Here is a 16,860-nt window from a genome sequence, read left to right as displayed (position 1 = left end):
TCGCCGCGCACGCCCGGCGCGCCGAACGGAACGGGGGACCCCGTTCGGCGCGCCGGGCGTGCGCAACCGCTTCCACACCAGTGAAAGGCAGGTACCCATGTCCAACACCGTCCGCTTCGGCGGCGCCGTCATCATGGCGCTCGTCTTCGGCATCGGCTTCTACGTCATGCTCGACCGCATCGCGATGGCCGTCGTCATCGGCCTCGCCGCGGCCGCCGGATGGCTGCTCATCGGCTTCGCCATCGGCCGCCGCTGAACCGGGCGCGCGGCGGCGCGCCCGTGCCTCACTCGGGCTTGAAGGCGAGCCACCCGCCGTCGACCGGCAGTTCGGCGCCGGTCACATAGCTCGCCTCCTCGGAGGCGAGGAAGGCGACGGCGGCGCCGACCTCTTCGGGGCGGCCCACGCGGCCGACGAGGGTGGTGCCGCCGGCGCGGGCGATCTCCTCCTCGGAGGTGCCTGCCCAGTGCGTGGTGAGAATGGGGCCGGGCGCGACCGAGTTGCACCGGACCTCGGGGGCGTACTCGACGGCGAGCTGCCGGATGAGCGCGCTGAGCCCGCCCTTGGCGGCGGCGTAGGCGGTGTAACCGGGATGCGAGCGGTGGGCGTGGACGGAGGAGACCGCCACGACCGCGCCGCGCGCGGCCCGCAGCGGCTCGATGCAGGCCTTGACGCCGAGGTAGGTAGCCTTCAGCGTCACGTCCACCGTCCGGTCCCAGTCCGCTTCGGACAGTTCGTGGGGGGCGCCGGGAACGCTGGCGAAGGCGTTGGAGACGACGACGTCGATGCGTCCGTGGACGTCGAGCGCGGCCGAGGACACCGCCGTCCAGTCGGCGGCGCTGGAGGCGTCGCATCGGTTGAAGTGGACTTCGCCCTTGGTCTCCTCGACGATGCGCGCACCCGCCTCCTCGTCGACGTCGGCGACGTACACCGCCGCGCCCTCGCTCGCGAGACGAGCGGTGCAGGCCGCTCCGATGCCCTTGGCGCCGCCGGTGACGATGGCGACCTTGCCTTCGAATCGGTTCATCGGCCCACCGTAGCGCTCTGATGAGCAGGGCCGCAGGCACTTCCGTCACCGACTCGCCGCCGAATCCGAGCCCCGACGTCAGCCTGCGAGGACGCGGCCGACCGGCCCGCGGCGGCGGCCGTCCGGACGTCCCGGTGAAGACGCCTTCGCGCTGACGCCCCCGCCACGCCGGGACCGGTCCCGAGGAGGCCGGTCTACCTTCCGGACATGCGCCTTTCATCTGCACGGCGGGAGACCGGGGGACTGCGGCGGGCGGCGGGCATCGCGTCCGCGGTCCTGCTCGGCCTGGCGATCACCGGATGCGGCTCCGACGACGAGGACCCGGCCGCTGGCGGTTCGAGGGCGCCCTCCGCCTCGGGCGAATCCGCCGAGCCCGACGCCACGCCGACGCCCGAGCCCGTCACGCTCGAGGAACTGGCCGAGGATCCCTGCACGGCGATCGACGACATGGACGCCTTCGCCCTCGGCCTCACCGATCCCGAACCGAGCGAAGGCGACTCCGGCAAGAGCTGCAACTGGGAGACCCGCGACGGCGTCTCCGCCGGCATCGTCGTCCACCTTTCGGAGAGCGCCGAGACGGTCGCAGAGGACTGGGAGGACGGCCGCGACACGGACGCCGCGATCGACGGCTACACCGTCATCCAGGAAGAGTTCCAGGCGATCTGCTTCACCGTCGTCGCGACCCGTCCGGACCAGTCGATCCTGATCACGACCATCGGCGGGGAAGAGCACCAGTCGACCCTGTGCCCGCTGGGAACCGCCTTCGCCGAACGCGCCCTGGCGCACCTCGAAACCGGCGGCTGAACGCCGCTCGACCGCGGGGAACGCCTCCGCATGCGATCTCCGCGCGGCTTCGACCCGACCGCAGACCGCCGCTATCGGTCGTGGCGCCGAGCGCGCAGGACGGTGTCGCGGGTGTGGCGCGTCCCCTCCGGTCCCGGGCGGGTTCGGGGGCGAGTCTCATTGACCAGCACGTCCCAGTCGCCGCCGAGGAGACCGGCGATGTCGGCGGGCTGGTAGAAGTCGGCGAGGTCGACGCCTTCGTCCCGGAGGTGGCCGAGGTCGGCGAGGTCGTGGCTCGCGATCAGCACGGTGCCGCCCGGTGCGACGGCGTCCAGCAGGCCGCGCAGCGCGGCGTGGTCGGGCTGCTTCGGAAGCGGGAAGTACTGCGCGGAAACCAGGTCGAACGCGTGCTTCGGCGGCGGCGCGGCCGCGAGGTCGCTTCGGGTCCAGGTCACCCGGTCGGCCAGGTCCGCTCCTGCCGCGGCAGCGCGTCGGAGTGCGACCTGTGAGAGGTCGACGGCGGTGACCCGCCACCCCCGCCGGGCCAGCCAGATCGCGTCGCCGCCTTCGCCGCAGCCGACATCGAGTGCCCGTCCCGGCGGCAGGTCGGCGGTCTCGGCGACGAGCACCCCGTTGGGCGCGCCGCTGAAGAGTTGATCGCGGCTGCCGTATCGCTCGTCCCAGTATCGTGCGTCCATGTATCCCTGCCCTGGTCGTCGGAAGGCCTGCACCGGGAATGGGACGGGCGCTCACGCGGCGCGCCGAGGCCCGATCCCGGTCCGGCCATCGTCCCCGCTGCAACCGGATCCCGGCAAATTTTCTTGCCGAACCGGCAAATGATGTCGGCTGGGCGGCGCCACGACCAGCTGCGCCTCGTCAGCACACCGCCGTTCGGTCGGCGACACGCCCGGCGATCGGCTCACGCCGTGAAGGCGACCACGGCCTGGCCCGGGGCGAGCCGGATCGGTCCACTGGAGGCGGTTTCGGGAGTGACCCGGTGGTCGTCGCTGTCGAACACCACGGGCCCTGCGGGGGCCACGCCGTCGACGGCGGTCGCTCCGAGGTTCGCGAAGACCTGGACGGATCCTCGACGGAAAGCGGCCACGCCGTCGTCGACCTGCCAGTCGTCCAGCCCTTTCGGCAGATCGTCGAGGACGGCGTGGCGCACGCGCATGAGCCGTCGCATGGTCCGCAGCGGCGAGTTCGGGTCCTCTTCCTGGCTCGCGACGGTATCGGCTTCGGTTCGCCCTCCGAGCGGCAGCCACGGCTCTCCCGTGGTGAATCCGAGTCCCGGCCCGGCGTCCCAGGGCATCGGCGTGCGGGCGCTGTCGCGACTCGATTCGGGGTGCGCCGTCGCCAACGGGTCGGCGGCTCGTTCGGGAGGCACGACGCCGTCCTCGAGTCCGAGTTCTTCGCCCTGGTAGATCCAGGTGAGGCCGGGCAGGAACGCCGTCATCGCATGGAGGGCCAGCGATCGGCGGGCCCCGAATCTGGTGGCGGCGCGACGGCAGTCGTGGTTCCCCTGCGCCCATGACAGCCCCGGTGACGTCTGCGCGGCTGCCAGCAGTTCGGCCGGGGTGGCGGCGGGATCGAACTCGCCGGTGAGCAGTCCGAACCAGAACGCCGAATGCAGCCGATCGGCGGCGAGGTAAGCCGTCAGAGCGGCCGGGTCGGTCTCGTAGATCTCGCCGACCAGCAGCGCGCCGTGCCGATCGGCGACGCGACGCCAGCGCTCGTGAACGGCGTGGACGTCGGGCTGGTGGATGTCGTACCGGTGGTCCTGCAGGGCCCAGTCCGCGGCCACGGTGCCGCTGAGATACCGCTCGCCCGGCGGCAGAAGGGGATTGCTCGGCAGGTCGGGATGCTTGACCAGGTACGCGGCGGTGTCGATGCGGAAGCCGTCGAGGCCGCGATCGAGCCAGTGCTCGATGACCGCGTCGATCGCCTCGGCGACGGCGGGATTGCGCCAGTTGAGGTCCGGCTGCTCGGCCTTGAACAGGTGCAGATGGTACTGGCCGGTCGCCTCGCTGTAGGTCCATGCCGGGCCGCCGAAGTGCGAGAGCCAGTTGTTCGGCGGGCCGCCGCCGGGTGCGGGGTCGCGCCAGATGTAGTGGTCGCGGTAGCGGCTCTCGCGGCTCGCCGCCGCTTCCCGGAACCACCGGTGCCGGTCACTGGTGTGGTTGACGACGAGGTCGCCGATGACGCGCAGGCCCCGCCGGTGCGCGGCGGCGATCAGGTCGTCGAGGGCCTGCTCGCCGCCGAAGCTCGGGTCGACGGCGAGGTAGTCGCTGACGTCGTAGCCGTGGTCGCGCATGGGCGAGGCGAAGAACGGCGTCAGCCACAGCATGTCGACGCCGAGGGCGGCGATGTGATCGAGGTGCGCTGCGACGCCGGGCAGGTCGCCCCAGCCGTCGCCGTCGCTGTCGGCGAAGGACGGGAGGTAGACCTGGTACCCGGCCGCGTCCTGCCACCACCCGGACGGATCGTGGTGTCGCCGCAGCAGCCGGGCCAGCCGGCCCAGGTCGGTCAGGATGAGGTCGGCGTCGAGGCCGCGCAGCGAGGCGGTGGTCGCGCCGGCCGCTCGTCCGGCTGCGAGACCGGGTTCGGAGTCCTCCACGACGAGGCAGTCCGCCGGGTCGACGCCGAGCCGGTCGGCGGCCAGAAGGTAGCCCTCGGGATCGGGTTTGCCGCGGGTGACGTCTTCGACCGTGAGCAGCAGCGGCGGTGTGATGCCCGCGGCGGCCAGGCGGGCGCGAGCGAGACGGCCGTCGGCGCTGGTGACCACGGCCCACGGCAGGTCGAGTCGGTCCAGGACGCCGATCAGCCGGTGCGCGCCGGGCGTGGCCGTCACGTCCGCGAGGTCGTCGTACTGCAGTTCGAGCTGTCGCGCCGCGGCGGCGGCGACGTCGGCCGGATCCAGGTCGGCGCGGAGCTTCGCCACGGTGTCGGGGGCCGGCGCGCCGTGCGCGATGGCGAGCGCGGCGGACGGCTCGACGCTGTACTCGACGGCCCAGGCCTCCCATGCCCGCTCGACGGCCGCGTCGGACTCCACCAACGTGCCGTCCATGTCGAACAGGACGGCTCTGATCGTGTCGAAGTTCCTCATGATGCACCCGCCTCTAATAAACTTGTGTGACGAGTATATTAGGGCCGAGGGCCCACCGCAACCGGAGGGCGAAGCCGATCGCCGAGCACCTGAACGCGGCCGCCCGGGCTCCGAGCGACTTCGCGCCGTCGAGTCCTGCGCGAAACGAGGACGCCCTCGCCTCGCTCTGATTGCATTGACGCCGGACGAAAGGACTGCCATGGAACCGATCGCCGACTTCCGCATCGACATCCCCGAGGCCGCGCTCGAGGACCTGCGGGACCGGCTGCGGCGCACCCGCTGGCCCGCCGCCAGTCCCGAACCGGGCTGGAGTCCCGGCGTCCCGGTGCCCTACCTGCAGCAGCTCGCCGACCACTGGCTGCACCGCTACGACTGGCGCGCCCACGAGACCGCCCTGAACGCGTTCCCGCAGGGGCTCACCGAGATCGACGGCCAGCGCGTGCACTTCCTCCACGTGCGCTCGCCCGAACCCGACGCGCTGCCGCTCGTGATCACCCACGGCTGGCCCGGGTCGGTCGTGGAGTTCACGCGGATCCTCGGCCCCCTCACCGATCCTCGAGCGCACGGAGGCGACCCGGCGGACGCGTTCCACGTGGTCGCCCCGTCCCTGCCGGGCTTCGCGTTCTCGACGCCGCTGTCGGCGCCCGCATGGGACCACGCCCGCATCGCCGCCGCCTGGCTGGTGCTCATGGACCGGCTCGGCTACGACCGCTTCGGCGCCCACGGCGGTGACACGGGTTCCAAGGTCTCACCGGCGATCGGCCGCCTCGCCCCCGACCGGGTCGTCGGCGTCCACATCAACGGGGGCCTGGAGCTGCCCGCCGCCGGCGACGCCGACCTGGCCGCGCTCACCCCCGCCGAGCGCGCCCGCCTCGACGGCGTCCGCGATCTGGTCCGCGACGGCACCGGCTACGCCGACCTCCAGTCCACCAAGCCGCAGACGCTCGCATACGCCCTCAACGATTCTCCGGTCGGTCAGCTCGCGTGGATCGCCGACAAGTTCAAGGACTGGACCGACCCCGCCGCCGATCTCCCCGAAGACGCCGTCGACGTCGACCAATTGCTCACCAACGTCACCCTCTACTGGCTCACCGGCACGGGTGCGACCTCGGCGCACCAATACCGGGCGGTGCGCGACGAACCCGTTCCCGAGCGGTCCGAGGTGCCGACCGGCGTCGCCGTCTTCCCGAACGACCCGGCCGTTCGCCCCCTCCTGGAACGCAGGCACCGGATCGTCCACTGGTCCGAGTTCGACCGAGGCGGCCACTTCGCCGCGATGGAGGCCCCCGACCTCCTCGTCCAAGACCTCCGCGACTGCTTCCGCCCCCTGCGCGACCGCGCCGGAGCACGATGACAGCTCAGTCCTTCGACTCGACTGATCTGCCGGGGACGAGCTTGAGACCGACGACGGCGGCGATGACGCCGGTGATGAAGACCAGTTTCGCCGGGGAGACCGACTCGGTCCCCGCGGCCATCGCGTACCCGACCGTCAGCGCGGCGCCGACGCCCACCCACACCGAGTACGCGGTGCCGATGGGGAGGTGCTCGGCCGCCCGGCCCAGCCCGAGCATGCTCGCCGTCAGTGCGACCGCGAAGACGACCGTGGGGACCGGTTCGGTGAAGCCGTGCGAGGCGCCGAGCGCGGTCGCCCAGACGGCTTCGAACACGGCGCTGACGAGCAGGATGACCCACGGCATGTCAGCTCACCGCCTTCAGGCCGACGATCGAGCCGACCAGGAGCACCAGCAGCAGTAGGCGACTCCAATCCGCGCGCTCCCGACCGGTGAGGATGCCCCACAGCACGGTGAGGGTGGCGCCGACGCCGACCCACACGGCGTAGGCGGTGCCGGTGGGCAGAGCGGTCATCGACCACGCCAACCCGGCCATGCTGAGCGTGAGGGCGGCGGCGAACAGGGCCGTGGGGCCCTTGCGCTTGAAGCCTTCGGAAGCCGACAGCGCCGATGCCCATACGGCTTCGAGCACGCCGGAGAGAACGAGAACCGTCCAAGCCATGACGTCACCTTTTCAGGCCGTCTTGTCGTGGTGCGGGTACGGCTCCCTCGTCCGCGGGCCCGCATGCCGGGCCCCGACTTCAGGATAGGTCCGCGGCCGCGGACCGTCCAAGGCGCGGAGGCGCGGCTCACCGATTCGACGGGACCCGACACGCGGGAGGCCCCGGCGCCGGATCACCCGCGGACGGCCGCCGTCCAGCGGGTGAGTTCGGCGGCGAGCGCGGCGGGTGCGTCCAGCTGGATCAGGTGTCCGGCGTCTTCGATCACGGCCAGCGAGGAACCGGGAATCAGCGCCTGCAGCCGATGCGCGCGGTCGAGGGGGATCCAGGTGTCCTGGGCTCCCCAGACGATGTGGGTCGGTTCGCCGATCCGGCCGTAGCGCGGTTCGATCTCGTCGGTGTAGCGTTCGTCGGCCTGGGCGATCTGGCGGTAGAAGGCGCCTTGGCCCTCATCGCCCGTCCACGGCTCCACCAGTGCCGCGAGGTCGTCCTCGCGCAGGCCGCGGTGGCTCGCGCCGCGGATATAGGCCTCGACGGCCCCGCGGTGCACAGCGGCGGGAAGCTGTTCGAACACGGCCGCGTGCCGTTGGACGAGGGTGAAGAAGGGCGAGCCCCAAGGGCGCAGCGCCACGACGTCGGTCAGGCACAGGGACGCGAACCTCGCGCCGTGGAGCAGCCGCGCTCGCAGGGCGACGGCGCCGCCGAAGTCGTGGGCGATCACATGCGGCCGTTCGAGGCCCCATCCCCGAAGCAGCCGGGTGAACAGCTCGCCCTGCCATGCGAGGTCGACCCGGTGCTCGGGGTGCTTGGAGGAGGCGCCGTACCCGGGCATGTCCCACAGGTAGACGGTGAAGCGGCCGGCCAGGGCGTCGGCGATCGGCCGCCACAGCCGAGAGGACCACGGGGTGCCGTGCAGGAACACCAGCGGCGGCCCGTCGCCGAACCGGTCCCAGGACACCGAGCGTCCCTGCCATGGAAACGTCTGACCGAGATGATGCGCCGTCACGGGCGCATCATATGGCACCGGCATCCTTCCGGAGGCGCTTCCTCAGATCGGCTGTGGCCCTGAGGCTCACGAGCGACCGCGGCGCCGCAACGGTCGGGTCCCGTGAACGCTCCCGGCTTCGGCCGGTCTGGTCGGCACCGCGTTCGTCGAGCGGCTCGGTCGCCGCCCCCGGCATCGCGGACTCCGCCGCGGGTCGCGGCGCGTCGTCGAATCACCGGTCCACAGGCCTCGAATCCGGTCCCGACCGTCCGCAGGCGATCCTTGCCGTCACTCGGAACTATCAAGGGGCCCAGGTGGAAGCGTTGCGGCGGGCGTTGCACGGCCGAAGTGCCGCAACCCGCGCCCCCAGCCGGCCGCTTCGCAGCGCCGCTGGCCGGGGCCCTGGCGGAGGCCACCGCCGAACGATCCAGACTGAGGAGGCACTGGTCATCCCGATCGGCTGGTGCGACCGCTCCGGTTCAGGCGCCGTTGCGGCCGGCGGATTCGATGATCCAGCCGACTTCCTCGCGCAGCGCGGGGTCGTCCGGGTACACCAAACCCAGCAGCACTGCAGAGGATCGTCCGTCGGCGGCGCGCACCACGATGACGTGCCCGTAAAGCGGTCCGTCGTAACGGGAGTGCGAGATCAACCAGGTGACCTGGTGGGCTTCGTTCCCGCTCACCGAAGCGGGTTCAGAAGACAGGAGCTCCGTGCGGTCCGGCACCATGGCGTAGAGGGTTCCGGACGCGGACTCGGCGAGGCCTTCGGTCCAGGTCGCCAGGTCCGCTGCGGGGGCGACGTCGGCGAACGCCAGGACCTGGGCTCCTGTGACCCCTTGCTCACCGGTCGATGCGGCGGTGGAAGCGGAGCCGGTGAGCTGCCTTCCATCGATCTGGGCCCATCCGAGCGGGATCTGGTAGTCGAGCCCCGCGGCGGCGTCTGCGATGGCGGTCCTCACGGTGCAGCAGGCCGGCCGTTCCTCGGGCCGGGCGGTCAACCATCCGATACCGGTCGCCATGGCGAGGGCGGCGACCGCGACGAGGGCGATGAGGGCCTTTTTGCGTCCGCTCATGGGCGGATCGGGCTCGGGCAGGGGCGCGAGGCGCGAGAGGTCGGAAGACGTGGTGGACAAGGGGTCCCTTTCAATGCTGTGAAGTTTTCACGAGCAGTCTAGGCCTTCTGCGGCAGGGCCGTCGTAAGCAGCAGGCGTCGGCACATTCTGGTCCCGCATGACCTGATCGGCCGGACCGCTCCTGATCGTCACGGCGGCGAGACAGCGAGGTGAGCGGCGAGCCGCCTGACGGCGTCGGCGAGCTCGGCCGGTTCGATGACGGCCACTGGGGCGGTGAGCGCCATGCGGACGACGGTCACGGCAAGCCAGTCGAGGTCGTCGCCGCGGATCTGGACGGAGCAGAAGTCCGCCTTCGTCTCGATCAGTGTGTGGTCCACCCATCGAAGCGCACCCTCGAGTTCGGCGAACGCCGCGTTGACGGCGAGCCTCGCTTCATGGTGACGGGGTATCGAGCCCAGTGAGCCTGCGACGAAGGCCGCCGCATCCCCGCCCGGGATCGGGCGGGGTGTGAAACGACCGCCCGCCGGCCGGGGCTCCCGAAGCCGATCCAGCCGAAACGTGCGCCACCCGTGGCGATGTCGGTCCCATGCCACGAGATACCAGCGATGGGCGGCGGTGACGAGTCGGTGCGGCTCGACGAGCCGTCGCCCGTCTTCGCCATCGCGTCGCCGGTAGTCGAAACGCACGTCCTCACGATCTCGACACGCCGCGGCCAGCGCACTGAGCACTTCGGGATCGACGACGTCGCCGGCCGGCCACCGCATCGAAGTGACGCTCGAATGCAGCGCAGCCACCCGTCGGCGGAGCCGATGAGGCAGGAGCTGCTCGATTTTCGTCAGGGCGCGCAGCGACGTTTCCTCCATGCCGCCGATGGCCGCCACCGCGGCGTAGCGCAGTCCGACGGCTACCGCGACGGCCTCGTCATCGTCGAGGACGAGGGGCGGCACGTGCGCCCCCGCCGCCAGCCGGTAGCCCCCGTATCGTCCCGACGTGGCGTCGACCGGGTAGCCGAGGTCGCGCAGCCGATCGACGTCACGGCGCACCGTCCGCTCCGTGGTCTCGAGTCGTTCGGCGAGTTCGGCGCCACGCCAGAAACGATGCGTCTGAAGGAGCGAGAGCAGCTGCAGCGCTCGACCGGTGGGATCGTTCCGCATTTTCTCAGTCTGCCACTTATCGAGGACCGATCCTGTCCGCGAAGCGTCCTATGGTGAGGCAGCCGATCAGGCCGCAACCGAGATCGGTGCACCGAGAGCAAGTTCGATGCGCCGAGCCGTCACCCGAGGGCGCACCCGCGTCTTCGATCCCGGCGATCGCCTGATCACCCCGAAACGACAAGGAAGCGATGCAGTGTTCGATCCGAACGATTTTCCCCAGCCCGCCCTCATCGCCGTCAACGGTGTGGAACTCGAAGTCTTCGAAGCAGGGCGCCGAGACGCCGGAAAGCCCATTGTGCTCTGTCACGGCTGGCCGGAGCATGCCTTCTCCTGGCGCCACCAGGTGCCCGCCCTCGCCGCAGCGGGCTACCATGTCATCGTTCCGAACCAGCGGGGCTACGGCAACTCATCCCGTCCGACCGAAGTGACCGACTACGACATCGAGCACTTGTCGGGCGATCTCATCGCACTGCTCGACCACTTCGGATACGAGGACGCCGCCTTCGTCGGCCATGACTGGGGCGCAATGGTCGTTTGGGGACTGACCTTGTTGCACCCCGACCGGGTGAACAAGGTGATCAACCTGAGCCTGCCCTACCAGGAGCGCGGAGCGAAGCCCTGGGTCGAGGTCATGGAGGACGTGCTCGGCGGCGACTTCTATTTCGTCCACTTCAATCGACAGCCGGGCGTCGCCGACGCCGTACTCGAAGCCCACACCTTCCAGTTCCTCCGCAACATGTACCGGAAGAACCAGCCGCCCGCAGCGCCTCAGCCGGGTATGGCGATGATCAATCTCGCCAAGGCGGAAACACCGCTCGGGGAGCCCTTGATGAGCGACGCCGAACTGGCCGTTTTCGTCACCGCCTTCGAATCCTCGGGGTTCACGGGCGGCATCAACTGGTACCGGAACCTCGACCGCAACTGGCACTTGCTGGCGGACGTGGACCCCGTCATCCGCCAGCCGGCCCTCATGATCTACGGCGACCGCGATGCGGTCCGGAGGTCTGAGAACCTGACGGCGTTCGTGCCCGATGTGGAAGTGGTCAATCTGGACTCCGGTCATTGGATCCAGCAAGAGCAACCGGAAGCAACAACCCAGGCGATGTTGCGGTGGCTGGAACAGCAGGACGCCGCCTAGTCCCGAGCAAGCCCGCCCTCCGGTCGAACCGGAGGGCGCAATGAGACGCGGTCGCCGTCCTCGACAGTGCGCCAACGGGGACACCCTTGAAGGGCGGCTGCAAGGAAGCGATCGGCTCTGGATTCGGCGCTCACGGCAATGCCCCGGCTCGGTCGACCGGGGCATTGCCGTGGCGGAGGTACTGCACACTTATGCGAACCCGCAGACAGACGCTTCACTCTAAGCGGCTTCGGCGAGTACTGCGGCGATCATTCGATGGCCCTGGGCTTCGAAATCGTCAGCGCCGACGAGGTGGGCCCAGCAGGCGGTGGCGATCGCGGAGCGGACTCGTTGGCGGAACCAGGCCTCGGGTTCGCGCGGGTCCGTGCCGTAGCCGGAGACGAACGCCTCTTCGGCGCCCGAGTGCCAGGCGAACTCCTGGACCGCAAGGCGTTCGAAGTCCTCGGCCGCCGGGCGGAGAGCCGCTCTGCCGAAATCGATCACGCGCACCACGCCGTTGTCCTGCAGCCAGTTCCGGGTCTGCCAGTCACCGTGCGAGGGTGCGCAGACCGCTGTCGGTACGGGCCAGGACTGCACCACGGCCCGCAGCTCCGCCTCGATCTCCGGCTCGATCCGGTGGCGGCCGTCCATCCACGCCAGCGCCTTCGCGTTCATGCGCGGCTCGTAGTCGGGGTCTTCGAAGGCCAACTGGTCGTGGAACACGCGGAGCAGTTCGCCCGCCTGCCGGTAGGTGTCCGTCTCGGCGGCGGCAGCGGTGCCTTGGACGAGAGTGCCGGGAAGATACTCCGTGACCAGCAGCTTCGCGTCGGCATCGGCGTGGAGCAACCGGGCGGCTCGGCCGCTGCGCACCCAGGGACCGGTCCATTCACGGTGGGCGCGGATTTCTCGTTCGATGTGATGGTCCGCAGTGCCACCCGCTTTGACGACGACGGTGCGTTCCCCCGCTCGGGCCCGCAGCACCGTCGTCTCGACCAGGTTCCAGCTCATGTCGGCTTCGGCTTCGAGCCCGGGCAGCCATACGTCCAGCAGTTCACGCTGGGGAGGAGTGAGCGATTCGAGAGGGTCCCTCATCGACGAGATCCTACTGCGCGATGCGCAGGGCCGGGACTGCTCATGCAGCGGTCGCCGCAGAGGCGGGCCAGGACTGTGAGCCCGCGGGGTGCTCGACGTCCTCTTGGGGCGGTCAGGGTTTTGCGAGGACATTGCCGAGGTGCTTGCCGACCGGGGATCGGCGACGGGCGGTCGGCTGGAACTCGGACGGGTCCGCATTCGAACAGGGCTCCTCCGATAGTTGACGCAACCTCTTGGTTGCGATATGGTCGCAACCAAGAGGTTGCGATCATTTGGAGGCAGGCAATGGGTTTTCCGGACAGCATCGAGCGCACCGTGAAGCTCGCCCATCCGCCGGACAAGGTCTGGGCCGCACTGACCACCGCCGAGGGACTCAGCGGCTGGTTCGGCACCGAGGCGCGGATCGACCTGCGTCCCGGCGGGGCGGGGTGGATGCGATGGGCCGGCGGCGAGACCGCCGAACTGCGCGTGGAGCGCGTGGAGGAGGCGAGGGTCTTCGGATTCACCTGGCCGATCACCGGACTGCCCGAGGACGACCCGCGGCGCACCTACGTCGAGTTCACCCTCGAGCCGGTGGACACGGGCACGCTGCTTCGCGTGGTCGAGACCGGATTCGCGCAACTGCCGGAGAACGCGCATCGCGAGGCCTTCGGAGGCAATGTCGAGGGATGGACGATCGAACTCGACGAGCTCGTCGGATACCTCGATGCCGCCTGACGCCGAGACGACCGCCGAACGGGTCTTCGTCGCCCTCGCCGACCCGACCCGGCGCGCGATCCTGACCGACCTGGCCTCCGGCGGTCCGGCCACCGTCACCGAGCTCGCCGACCGGCTGCCGATCACCCGGCAGGCGATCGCCAAGCATCTGGCGCTGCTCGCCGAGGCGGCCTTGGTGACGCCCGAACCGAGAGAAGGGCGTCGCGTGCGGTACCGGCTGCACTCCGAGCCCATGCGCGTGGCGCAGCAGTTCCTCGCCGCGATGGCACGGGACTGGGACGCGCGCCTGCACGACCTGCAAGACCATCTGGACCACACATCGGAGGAACCATCGTGAACCCGCACTTCCGCGGCGGTCAGAACATCGCCATGAAGCTCCCGAAGGCACAGTTCGACCGGACCCTCGCCTTCTACCGCGACGTCCTGGGCATGGACGTGGTCGACGAGAGCGGAACCGACATCGCGGACGGGGTGCGCCAGTCCGCATCCGTGCAGTTCGGGCCGGTGAAGCTCTGGTTCGACCGCGTCGACAACTACGCGAGCGCCGAGCTCTGGCTGGAGCTGTTCACCGACGACGTGGAACTGGCCGCCGACCATCTGGCCGCGCACGGGGTGGAGCCCCAGGACGAGCTGGAGCCGCTGCCGCCGGGCATGACGGCGCACTGGATCACCAACCCTGCGGGCATCCCGCACCTCGTCCGCCGCCCCGACTGACGAGCACTGGCGATCGAACGCTCGCGACGCCGCGGTCGCAGCACTGAACCGGAGTCGACCGGACTGTCAGGACTGCGCCTCGCTGAGGAGGCGGCGGAGGGCGACGAGCACGGTCGCCTGCATTTCGACCATGACGCCGTCGTCGCCGGCGGCATGGGTCCGGCGCTCCAGCGCCGTCAGCGCCTCGTCGGCCGAGCTGGAGTCGCCCGGATCCGAGTCGTGGCGCGTCAGGATGCGGGTGAGCCGTCCCTCGTAGACGTCGACCGTCTCCTCGATCACCGTCGCGCAGTCCCCGCAGAACTCGGCATCGAGCGCGAGGTCGTCGGGTATCGCGCCGCGAGCGGGCCCGTCCAGGACATCGGTGAGGGCCCGGGTGGCACGGAGCACCCGCTGGTTCAGCTCGAACCCCGCGTGGAACCGATCGAGGGCGTCGGTCTGCGCGCTGGTCGTGTGGGGGTTGAGACGAAGGCTGTCGTTCGCGTGGTCGAGCGCCGATCGCGTCTCGGCGGCGTGGCTGTCCAGGCGCTTCGCCCGGCCCGCCCAGGTGTCGCCGTCGCCGCGCTCGGACTCCTCCCGCAGCCATGCGGCGATCTGGCGCAGGAACTCGGCGGTCGCCGCACCGTCCTGCCGGATACGGGTGCCCACCGCGCGCACTCGCGCAGGAGGCTCGATCAGCAGGTTCACCGCCATGCCGATCCCCGCGCCGAGCGCCGTCTCGAGCAGGCGGACCACCACGAACGGCTCCTCGACGCTGTCCACGGCGATCATGAACAGTGCGGTGAACGGCACGTAGAGGCCCTGGTCGTTCAGCCGGGGCCAGTACCCGATGAGGAAGGCGACCGACACGCCCACGGCGAGGGCGAGCTCCTTGCCGGGCGTGACCACGACGGCCAGCACCGCCACCACGACGCCCAACCCGACCGCCACCAACTGGCGCAGACCCGTGAGGACCGACCAATGGACCGTCGGCCGGACCACCACGAGCGCGGCCCACGCCGCGAGGTAAGGCATCGGCAGCGCGAGCAGATGCGCCGCGACGATCCAGGCGAGGACCGACGCGATCGCGGCCTTGAGCGCCTGCGTCGCGGTCTCCTGCGCCCACGTGCCCCGGCGGGCCATGTCGCGGAGGAATCGCCGCATCCCCCGGAGATCCTCGCCGACGCCGTCGCGTACCCCATGCAGCATCATGCGCATCGGCTTCCCCTTCTGCCGTTGTTTACCCGCGTCGGCAACGATGATCACCCCGGACGACATCGGAACCGCGCCGCGTTACGGCACCCGGTCGGAATCGGACGGCAGCGATGGACCGGAGCAGCTCGCGTGCGACGGAAGACGATACCGGCACGTCGAGCCCGGTGCCGGCCGAACGGCATCGTCGCGGTGCTCAGGAGGGCAAGGAGGCCCGGCCGGTGTGAACCGAGGCCCCAGAGCCCCGCCGGCGGCAATCGACCGAGACCTCTCCATAACAGACGCCCGCCGGGTCGGCGCGAACGCCCTCACCGCTGTTGAGCTGCGGCTGCCTGAGGCTCCTGGCGGGTCAGCCACAGGTGGATCCGCACGGTCGTACCGAGCGGGCCGGTGTGGATGCGGACGAGGTCGACGATGTGGTTGACCAGCAGCAGCCCGTGGCCCTGCGAGAGATCGGCGCCCGGCGGACGGCGCCCGGCGAGCGGGTCGGTGATGTGGCCGGTGTCGCTGACTTCGCAGATCAGCTGTTCCCCGTCGGTCCAGATGCGGAGCGTGCCGGTGCCGCCGCCGTGGCGGACGCTGTTGGTGAGCAGTTCGGTGGCGGCGATCTCCAGGTCGACGATCCGATCGGCGGCGAGGCCGGACTCGCGTCCGTAGGCGGCGAGGAATCGGCGGGCGCCGTCGAGAGCGGCGCGATCGACGACCCGCTCGACGGCCGTCTGCGGGGGCCGTGGCAGCGGCTGGTTGTGATCGCCGACGATGCGGCCGGGGTCGTACTTGTCGCTGCGCCGACGCCCGCCGCGGTCGACGAGCACGGGGTGGGTGGCTCGGGCGTCGTCGATCACCTGCGGGTGGAGGCCGTCGGTGTCGTAGGGGCACAGGATGGTGACCGCTCGCCCGGTGAACGCGAAGTTGATCAAGGCCTCGTGCTGGGCGCACGCGGGGTATTCGATCTCGCTGCGGCCCGGCCAGATCGGCTCGCCGATGATCCGCACGCGGCGGTCGGGGTGGGCGTCGGCGAAGGCGCGCAGCACCCCGGGGATGATGCGTCCGGGGTTGGCCCCGGCCTCGGTCATGTCGAGCATGTGGACGCGTTCGGCCGAGGACCCCAAGGCGTCACGGAGAGGTCTGAGGTTGCGCTCGGGGACGGCGACCGCGACCGGTTCGTCCGCGCTCAGGCCTTCCTCGATGAACGGCACCGTGCCGGCCAAATACTCGTCGGGACCGGAGTAGAACAGCGCCGGATGGTCGAACGGGTCCTCCGCCGTAGAGGGATGCGCAGGGCTCATGGCACGGCTCCTTCGATCACGATGGCGGGCACTCCCTGGGGCCACAGGGCCTGCATGATGCGGCGCAGGCACCGCGGCGGATGGCGCACCACGATCCGGTACCCGTCGGGCAGCCCGCTCGCGACCTGCACGAGTACGGCCACGCCCCGAGAGTCGATGAATTCCACCTCGGCCAGATCCAAGTGTATCCCCGCACCCGGGCCGGTCGCCTGCCTCAGCGCCCGCTCCCAGGCGTCGTGGCTGTTCGCATCGATCACTCCGGCGACCCGCATGCCCCCGAGCGAGTCACCATGCGCCGTGACCCGGAAGGGCTCTTCCTGCTCGGGCGGCGGAATGGCGGGAGACAACCGCGGCAGCGGGCCGGTGCCGTTCCGGTCGCAGTCTCCGCGTTTCACCATCACTCCACCTCCGTATGGTCCGGAGCCCTGGCGACCGCCCGGCCGGTGCGGGCATCGGACTATGTCGCGGCGGATTCCGTGCGTGGACAAGCCAACGCTTGTACGGAGCCTTCCTACCATAGGTGCACAATCCATCGGCGGCAGCTGGCCGGGAGCATGCGGGGTATGCTCCTCGCCGTCTGCGCTCACCGGCTCACGCATTCGGCAT

General features: G+C 70.6%; 19 protein-coding genes and 1 riboswitch. Of the genes, 7 read left to right on the top strand and 12 right to left on the bottom strand.

All coding sequences use genetic code 11. The features are described from left to right. Positions 1-97 precede the first annotated feature (97 nt). On the top strand, positions 98-256 hold the full coding sequence (locus tag K3N28_RS01740) for a hypothetical protein (protein WP_228090749.1): 159 nt from the start codon (positions 98-100) through the stop codon (positions 254-256). Between the two features lie 28 nt (positions 257-284). Here the strand turns inward: K3N28_RS01740 and K3N28_RS01735 are convergent, their stop codons facing one another. Continuing rightward, on the bottom strand, positions 285-1,025 hold the full coding sequence (locus K3N28_RS01735; RefSeq protein ID WP_228090748.1) for an SDR family NAD(P)-dependent oxidoreductase: 741 nt from the start codon (positions 1,023-1,025) through the stop codon (positions 285-287). A gap of 207 nt (positions 1,026-1,232) precedes the next feature. On the opposite strand from K3N28_RS01735, the gene K3N28_RS01730 reads away from it, so the two are divergent. Beyond that, positions 1,233-1,829, top strand: a complete 597-nt coding sequence (locus K3N28_RS01730) for a DUF3558 family protein (protein ID WP_228090747.1) — start codon at positions 1,233-1,235, stop codon at positions 1,827-1,829. Positions 1,830-1,900: 71 nt separating this feature from the next. Here the strand turns inward: K3N28_RS01730 and K3N28_RS01725 are convergent, their stop codons facing one another. Both K3N28_RS01725 and K3N28_RS01720 read right to left on the bottom strand, forming a co-directional pair. Continuing rightward, positions 1,901-2,506, bottom strand: coding sequence for a bifunctional 2-polyprenyl-6-hydroxyphenol methylase/3-demethylubiquinol 3-O-methyltransferase UbiG (locus K3N28_RS01725; RefSeq protein ID WP_228090746.1), 606 nt, complete (start codon positions 2,504-2,506; stop codon positions 1,901-1,903). 221 nt (positions 2,507-2,727) lie between these two features. Beyond that, complete coding sequence (locus K3N28_RS01720) at positions 2,728-4,914, bottom strand: HAD-IA family hydrolase (RefSeq protein WP_228090745.1); 2,187 nt, start codon at positions 4,912-4,914, stop codon at positions 2,728-2,730. 199 nt (positions 4,915-5,113) lie between these two features. Here K3N28_RS01720 and K3N28_RS01715 point away from each other — a divergent pair, with 199 nt between their 5' ends. Then, positions 5,114-6,268 carry an epoxide hydrolase family protein gene (locus tag K3N28_RS01715; protein ID WP_228090744.1) on the top strand — a complete coding sequence of 385 codons (1,155 nt, stop codon included), beginning with the start codon at positions 5,114-5,116 and terminating at the stop codon, positions 6,266-6,268. A 4-nt stretch (positions 6,269-6,272) separates the two neighbouring features. On the opposite strand, the gene K3N28_RS01710 is transcribed toward K3N28_RS01715, so the two are convergent. The 5 genes from K3N28_RS01710 to K3N28_RS01690 all read right to left on the bottom strand — a co-directional run bounded on the left by K3N28_RS01710 (position 6,273) and on the right by K3N28_RS01690 (position 10,137). After that, complete coding sequence (locus K3N28_RS01710) at positions 6,273-6,611, bottom strand: multidrug efflux SMR transporter (RefSeq protein WP_228090743.1); 339 nt, start codon at positions 6,609-6,611, stop codon at positions 6,273-6,275. Position 6,612: 1 nt separating this feature from the next. Continuing rightward, positions 6,613-6,927: a multidrug efflux SMR transporter gene (locus tag K3N28_RS01705; protein ID WP_228090742.1), complete on the bottom strand. Its 315-nt coding sequence runs from the start codon at positions 6,925-6,927 to the stop codon at positions 6,613-6,615. Between the two features lie 11 nt (positions 6,928-6,938). Continuing rightward, a riboswitch (guanidine-III (ykkC-III) riboswitch) is annotated at positions 6,939-7,004 on the bottom strand. Positions 7,005-7,100: 96 nt separating this feature from the next. Further along, the gene (locus K3N28_RS01700) at positions 7,101-7,955 is read right to left on the bottom strand and encodes an alpha/beta fold hydrolase (protein ID WP_374209642.1); all 855 of its coding nucleotides are present in this window, start codon (positions 7,953-7,955) and stop codon (positions 7,101-7,103) included. 434 nt (positions 7,956-8,389) lie between these two features. Beyond that, positions 8,390-9,043: a hypothetical protein gene (locus K3N28_RS01695; RefSeq protein WP_228090740.1), complete on the bottom strand. Its 654-nt coding sequence runs from the start codon at positions 9,041-9,043 to the stop codon at positions 8,390-8,392. A gap of 128 nt (positions 9,044-9,171) precedes the next feature. Beyond that, positions 9,172-10,137, bottom strand: coding sequence for a YafY family protein (locus K3N28_RS01690; RefSeq protein ID WP_228090739.1), 966 nt, complete (start codon positions 10,135-10,137; stop codon positions 9,172-9,174). A gap of 193 nt (positions 10,138-10,330) precedes the next feature. Here K3N28_RS01690 and K3N28_RS01685 point away from each other — a divergent pair, with 193 nt between their 5' ends. Next, positions 10,331-11,275: an alpha/beta fold hydrolase gene (locus tag K3N28_RS01685; RefSeq protein WP_228090738.1), complete on the top strand. Its 945-nt coding sequence runs from the start codon at positions 10,331-10,333 to the stop codon at positions 11,273-11,275. Positions 11,276-11,494: 219 nt separating this feature from the next. Here K3N28_RS01685 and K3N28_RS01680 read toward each other — a convergent pair whose 3' ends face one another. Beyond that, on the bottom strand, positions 11,495-12,346 hold the full coding sequence (locus K3N28_RS01680) for a phosphotransferase family protein (RefSeq protein WP_228090737.1): 852 nt from the start codon (positions 12,344-12,346) through the stop codon (positions 11,495-11,497). Positions 12,347-12,631: 285 nt separating this feature from the next. Here K3N28_RS01680 and K3N28_RS01675 point away from each other — a divergent pair, with 285 nt between their 5' ends. The 3 genes from K3N28_RS01675 to K3N28_RS01665 are packed head-to-tail and all read left to right on the top strand — an operon-like array spanning position 12,632 to position 13,777. Continuing rightward, entirely contained in the window at positions 12,632-13,063 is a 432-nt protein-coding gene (locus K3N28_RS01675) for an SRPBCC domain-containing protein (protein WP_228090736.1), read from the top strand. Then, a complete protein-coding gene (locus K3N28_RS01670; protein WP_228090735.1) occupies positions 13,053-13,400 on the top strand; it encodes a helix-turn-helix transcriptional regulator in 348 nt (115 codons plus the stop codon). Before K3N28_RS01675 ends, K3N28_RS01670 begins: the two co-directional genes overlap by 11 nt. Continuing rightward, the gene (locus tag K3N28_RS01665) at positions 13,397-13,777 is read left to right on the top strand and encodes a VOC family protein (RefSeq protein ID WP_228090734.1); all 381 of its coding nucleotides are present in this window, start codon (positions 13,397-13,399) and stop codon (positions 13,775-13,777) included. The genes K3N28_RS01670 and K3N28_RS01665 overlap by 4 nt, the downstream gene beginning before the upstream one ends. A gap of 66 nt (positions 13,778-13,843) precedes the next feature. Here the strand turns inward: K3N28_RS01665 and K3N28_RS01660 are convergent, their stop codons facing one another. The 3 genes from K3N28_RS01660 to K3N28_RS01650 all read right to left on the bottom strand — a co-directional run bounded on the left by K3N28_RS01660 (position 13,844) and on the right by K3N28_RS01650 (position 16,652). Next, positions 13,844-14,917: an aromatic acid exporter family protein gene (locus K3N28_RS01660; RefSeq protein ID WP_228090733.1), complete on the bottom strand. Its 1,074-nt coding sequence runs from the start codon at positions 14,915-14,917 to the stop codon at positions 13,844-13,846. Positions 14,918-15,273: 356 nt separating this feature from the next. Continuing rightward, the gene (locus K3N28_RS01655; RefSeq protein ID WP_228090732.1) at positions 15,274-16,254 is read right to left on the bottom strand and encodes a sensor histidine kinase; all 981 of its coding nucleotides are present in this window, start codon (positions 16,252-16,254) and stop codon (positions 15,274-15,276) included. Beyond that, positions 16,251-16,652 (bottom strand): STAS domain-containing protein, encoded by a 402-nt coding sequence (locus K3N28_RS01650; protein WP_228090731.1) that lies wholly within the window; start codon positions 16,650-16,652, stop codon positions 16,251-16,253. Before K3N28_RS01650 ends, K3N28_RS01655 begins: the two co-directional genes overlap by 4 nt. Between the last annotated feature and the right edge of the window lie 208 nt (positions 16,653-16,860).

This window comes from Glycomyces sp. TRM65418 (genome assembly GCF_019710475.1).
Taxonomy (GTDB): domain Bacteria; phylum Actinomycetota; class Actinomycetes; order Mycobacteriales; family Micromonosporaceae; genus Glycomyces.
This window is presented reverse-complemented; position numbering and strand designations above follow the sequence as displayed.

Bases quoted from the DNA above. Each gene is read 5' to 3' on its own strand.
- K3N28_RS01740 (WP_228090749.1), top strand. From the start codon at position 98: ATGTCCAACACCGTCCGCTTCGGCGGCGCCGTCATCATGGCGCTCGTC.
- K3N28_RS01735 (WP_228090748.1), bottom strand. From the start codon at position 1,025: ATGAACCGATTCGAAGGCAAGGTCGCCATCGTCACCGGCGGCGCCAAG.
- K3N28_RS01730 (WP_228090747.1), top strand. From the start codon at position 1,233: ATGCGCCTTTCATCTGCACGGCGGGAGACCGGGGGACTGCGGCGGGCG.
- K3N28_RS01725 (WP_228090746.1), bottom strand. From the start codon at position 2,506: ATGGACGCACGATACTGGGACGAGCGATACGGCAGCCGCGATCAACTC.
- K3N28_RS01720 (WP_228090745.1), bottom strand. From the start codon at position 4,914: ATGAGGAACTTCGACACGATCAGAGCCGTCCTGTTCGACATGGACGGC.
- K3N28_RS01715 (WP_228090744.1), top strand. From the start codon at position 5,114: ATGGAACCGATCGCCGACTTCCGCATCGACATCCCCGAGGCCGCGCTC.
- K3N28_RS01710 (WP_228090743.1), bottom strand. From the start codon at position 6,611: ATGCCGTGGGTCATCCTGCTCGTCAGCGCCGTGTTCGAAGCCGTCTGG.
- K3N28_RS01705 (WP_228090742.1), bottom strand. From the start codon at position 6,927: ATGGCTTGGACGGTTCTCGTTCTCTCCGGCGTGCTCGAAGCCGTATGG.
- K3N28_RS01700 (WP_374209642.1), bottom strand. From the start codon at position 7,955: ATGCCGGTGCCATATGATGCGCCCGTGACGGCGCATCATCTCGGTCAG.
- K3N28_RS01690 (WP_228090739.1), bottom strand. From the start codon at position 10,137: ATGCGGAACGATCCCACCGGTCGAGCGCTGCAGCTGCTCTCGCTCCTT.
- K3N28_RS01680 (WP_228090737.1), bottom strand. From the start codon at position 12,346: ATGAGGGACCCTCTCGAATCGCTCACTCCTCCCCAGCGTGAACTGCTG.
- K3N28_RS01675 (WP_228090736.1), top strand. From the start codon at position 12,632: ATGGGTTTTCCGGACAGCATCGAGCGCACCGTGAAGCTCGCCCATCCG.
- K3N28_RS01670 (WP_228090735.1), top strand. From the start codon at position 13,053: ATGCCGCCTGACGCCGAGACGACCGCCGAACGGGTCTTCGTCGCCCTC.
- K3N28_RS01660 (WP_228090733.1), bottom strand. From the start codon at position 14,917: ATGCGGCGATTCCTCCGCGACATGGCCCGCCGGGGCACGTGGGCGCAG.
- K3N28_RS01655 (WP_228090732.1), bottom strand. From the start codon at position 16,254: ATGAGCCCTGCGCATCCCTCTACGGCGGAGGACCCGTTCGACCATCCG.
- K3N28_RS01650 (WP_228090731.1), bottom strand. From the start codon at position 16,652: ATGGTGAAACGCGGAGACTGCGACCGGAACGGCACCGGCCCGCTGCCG.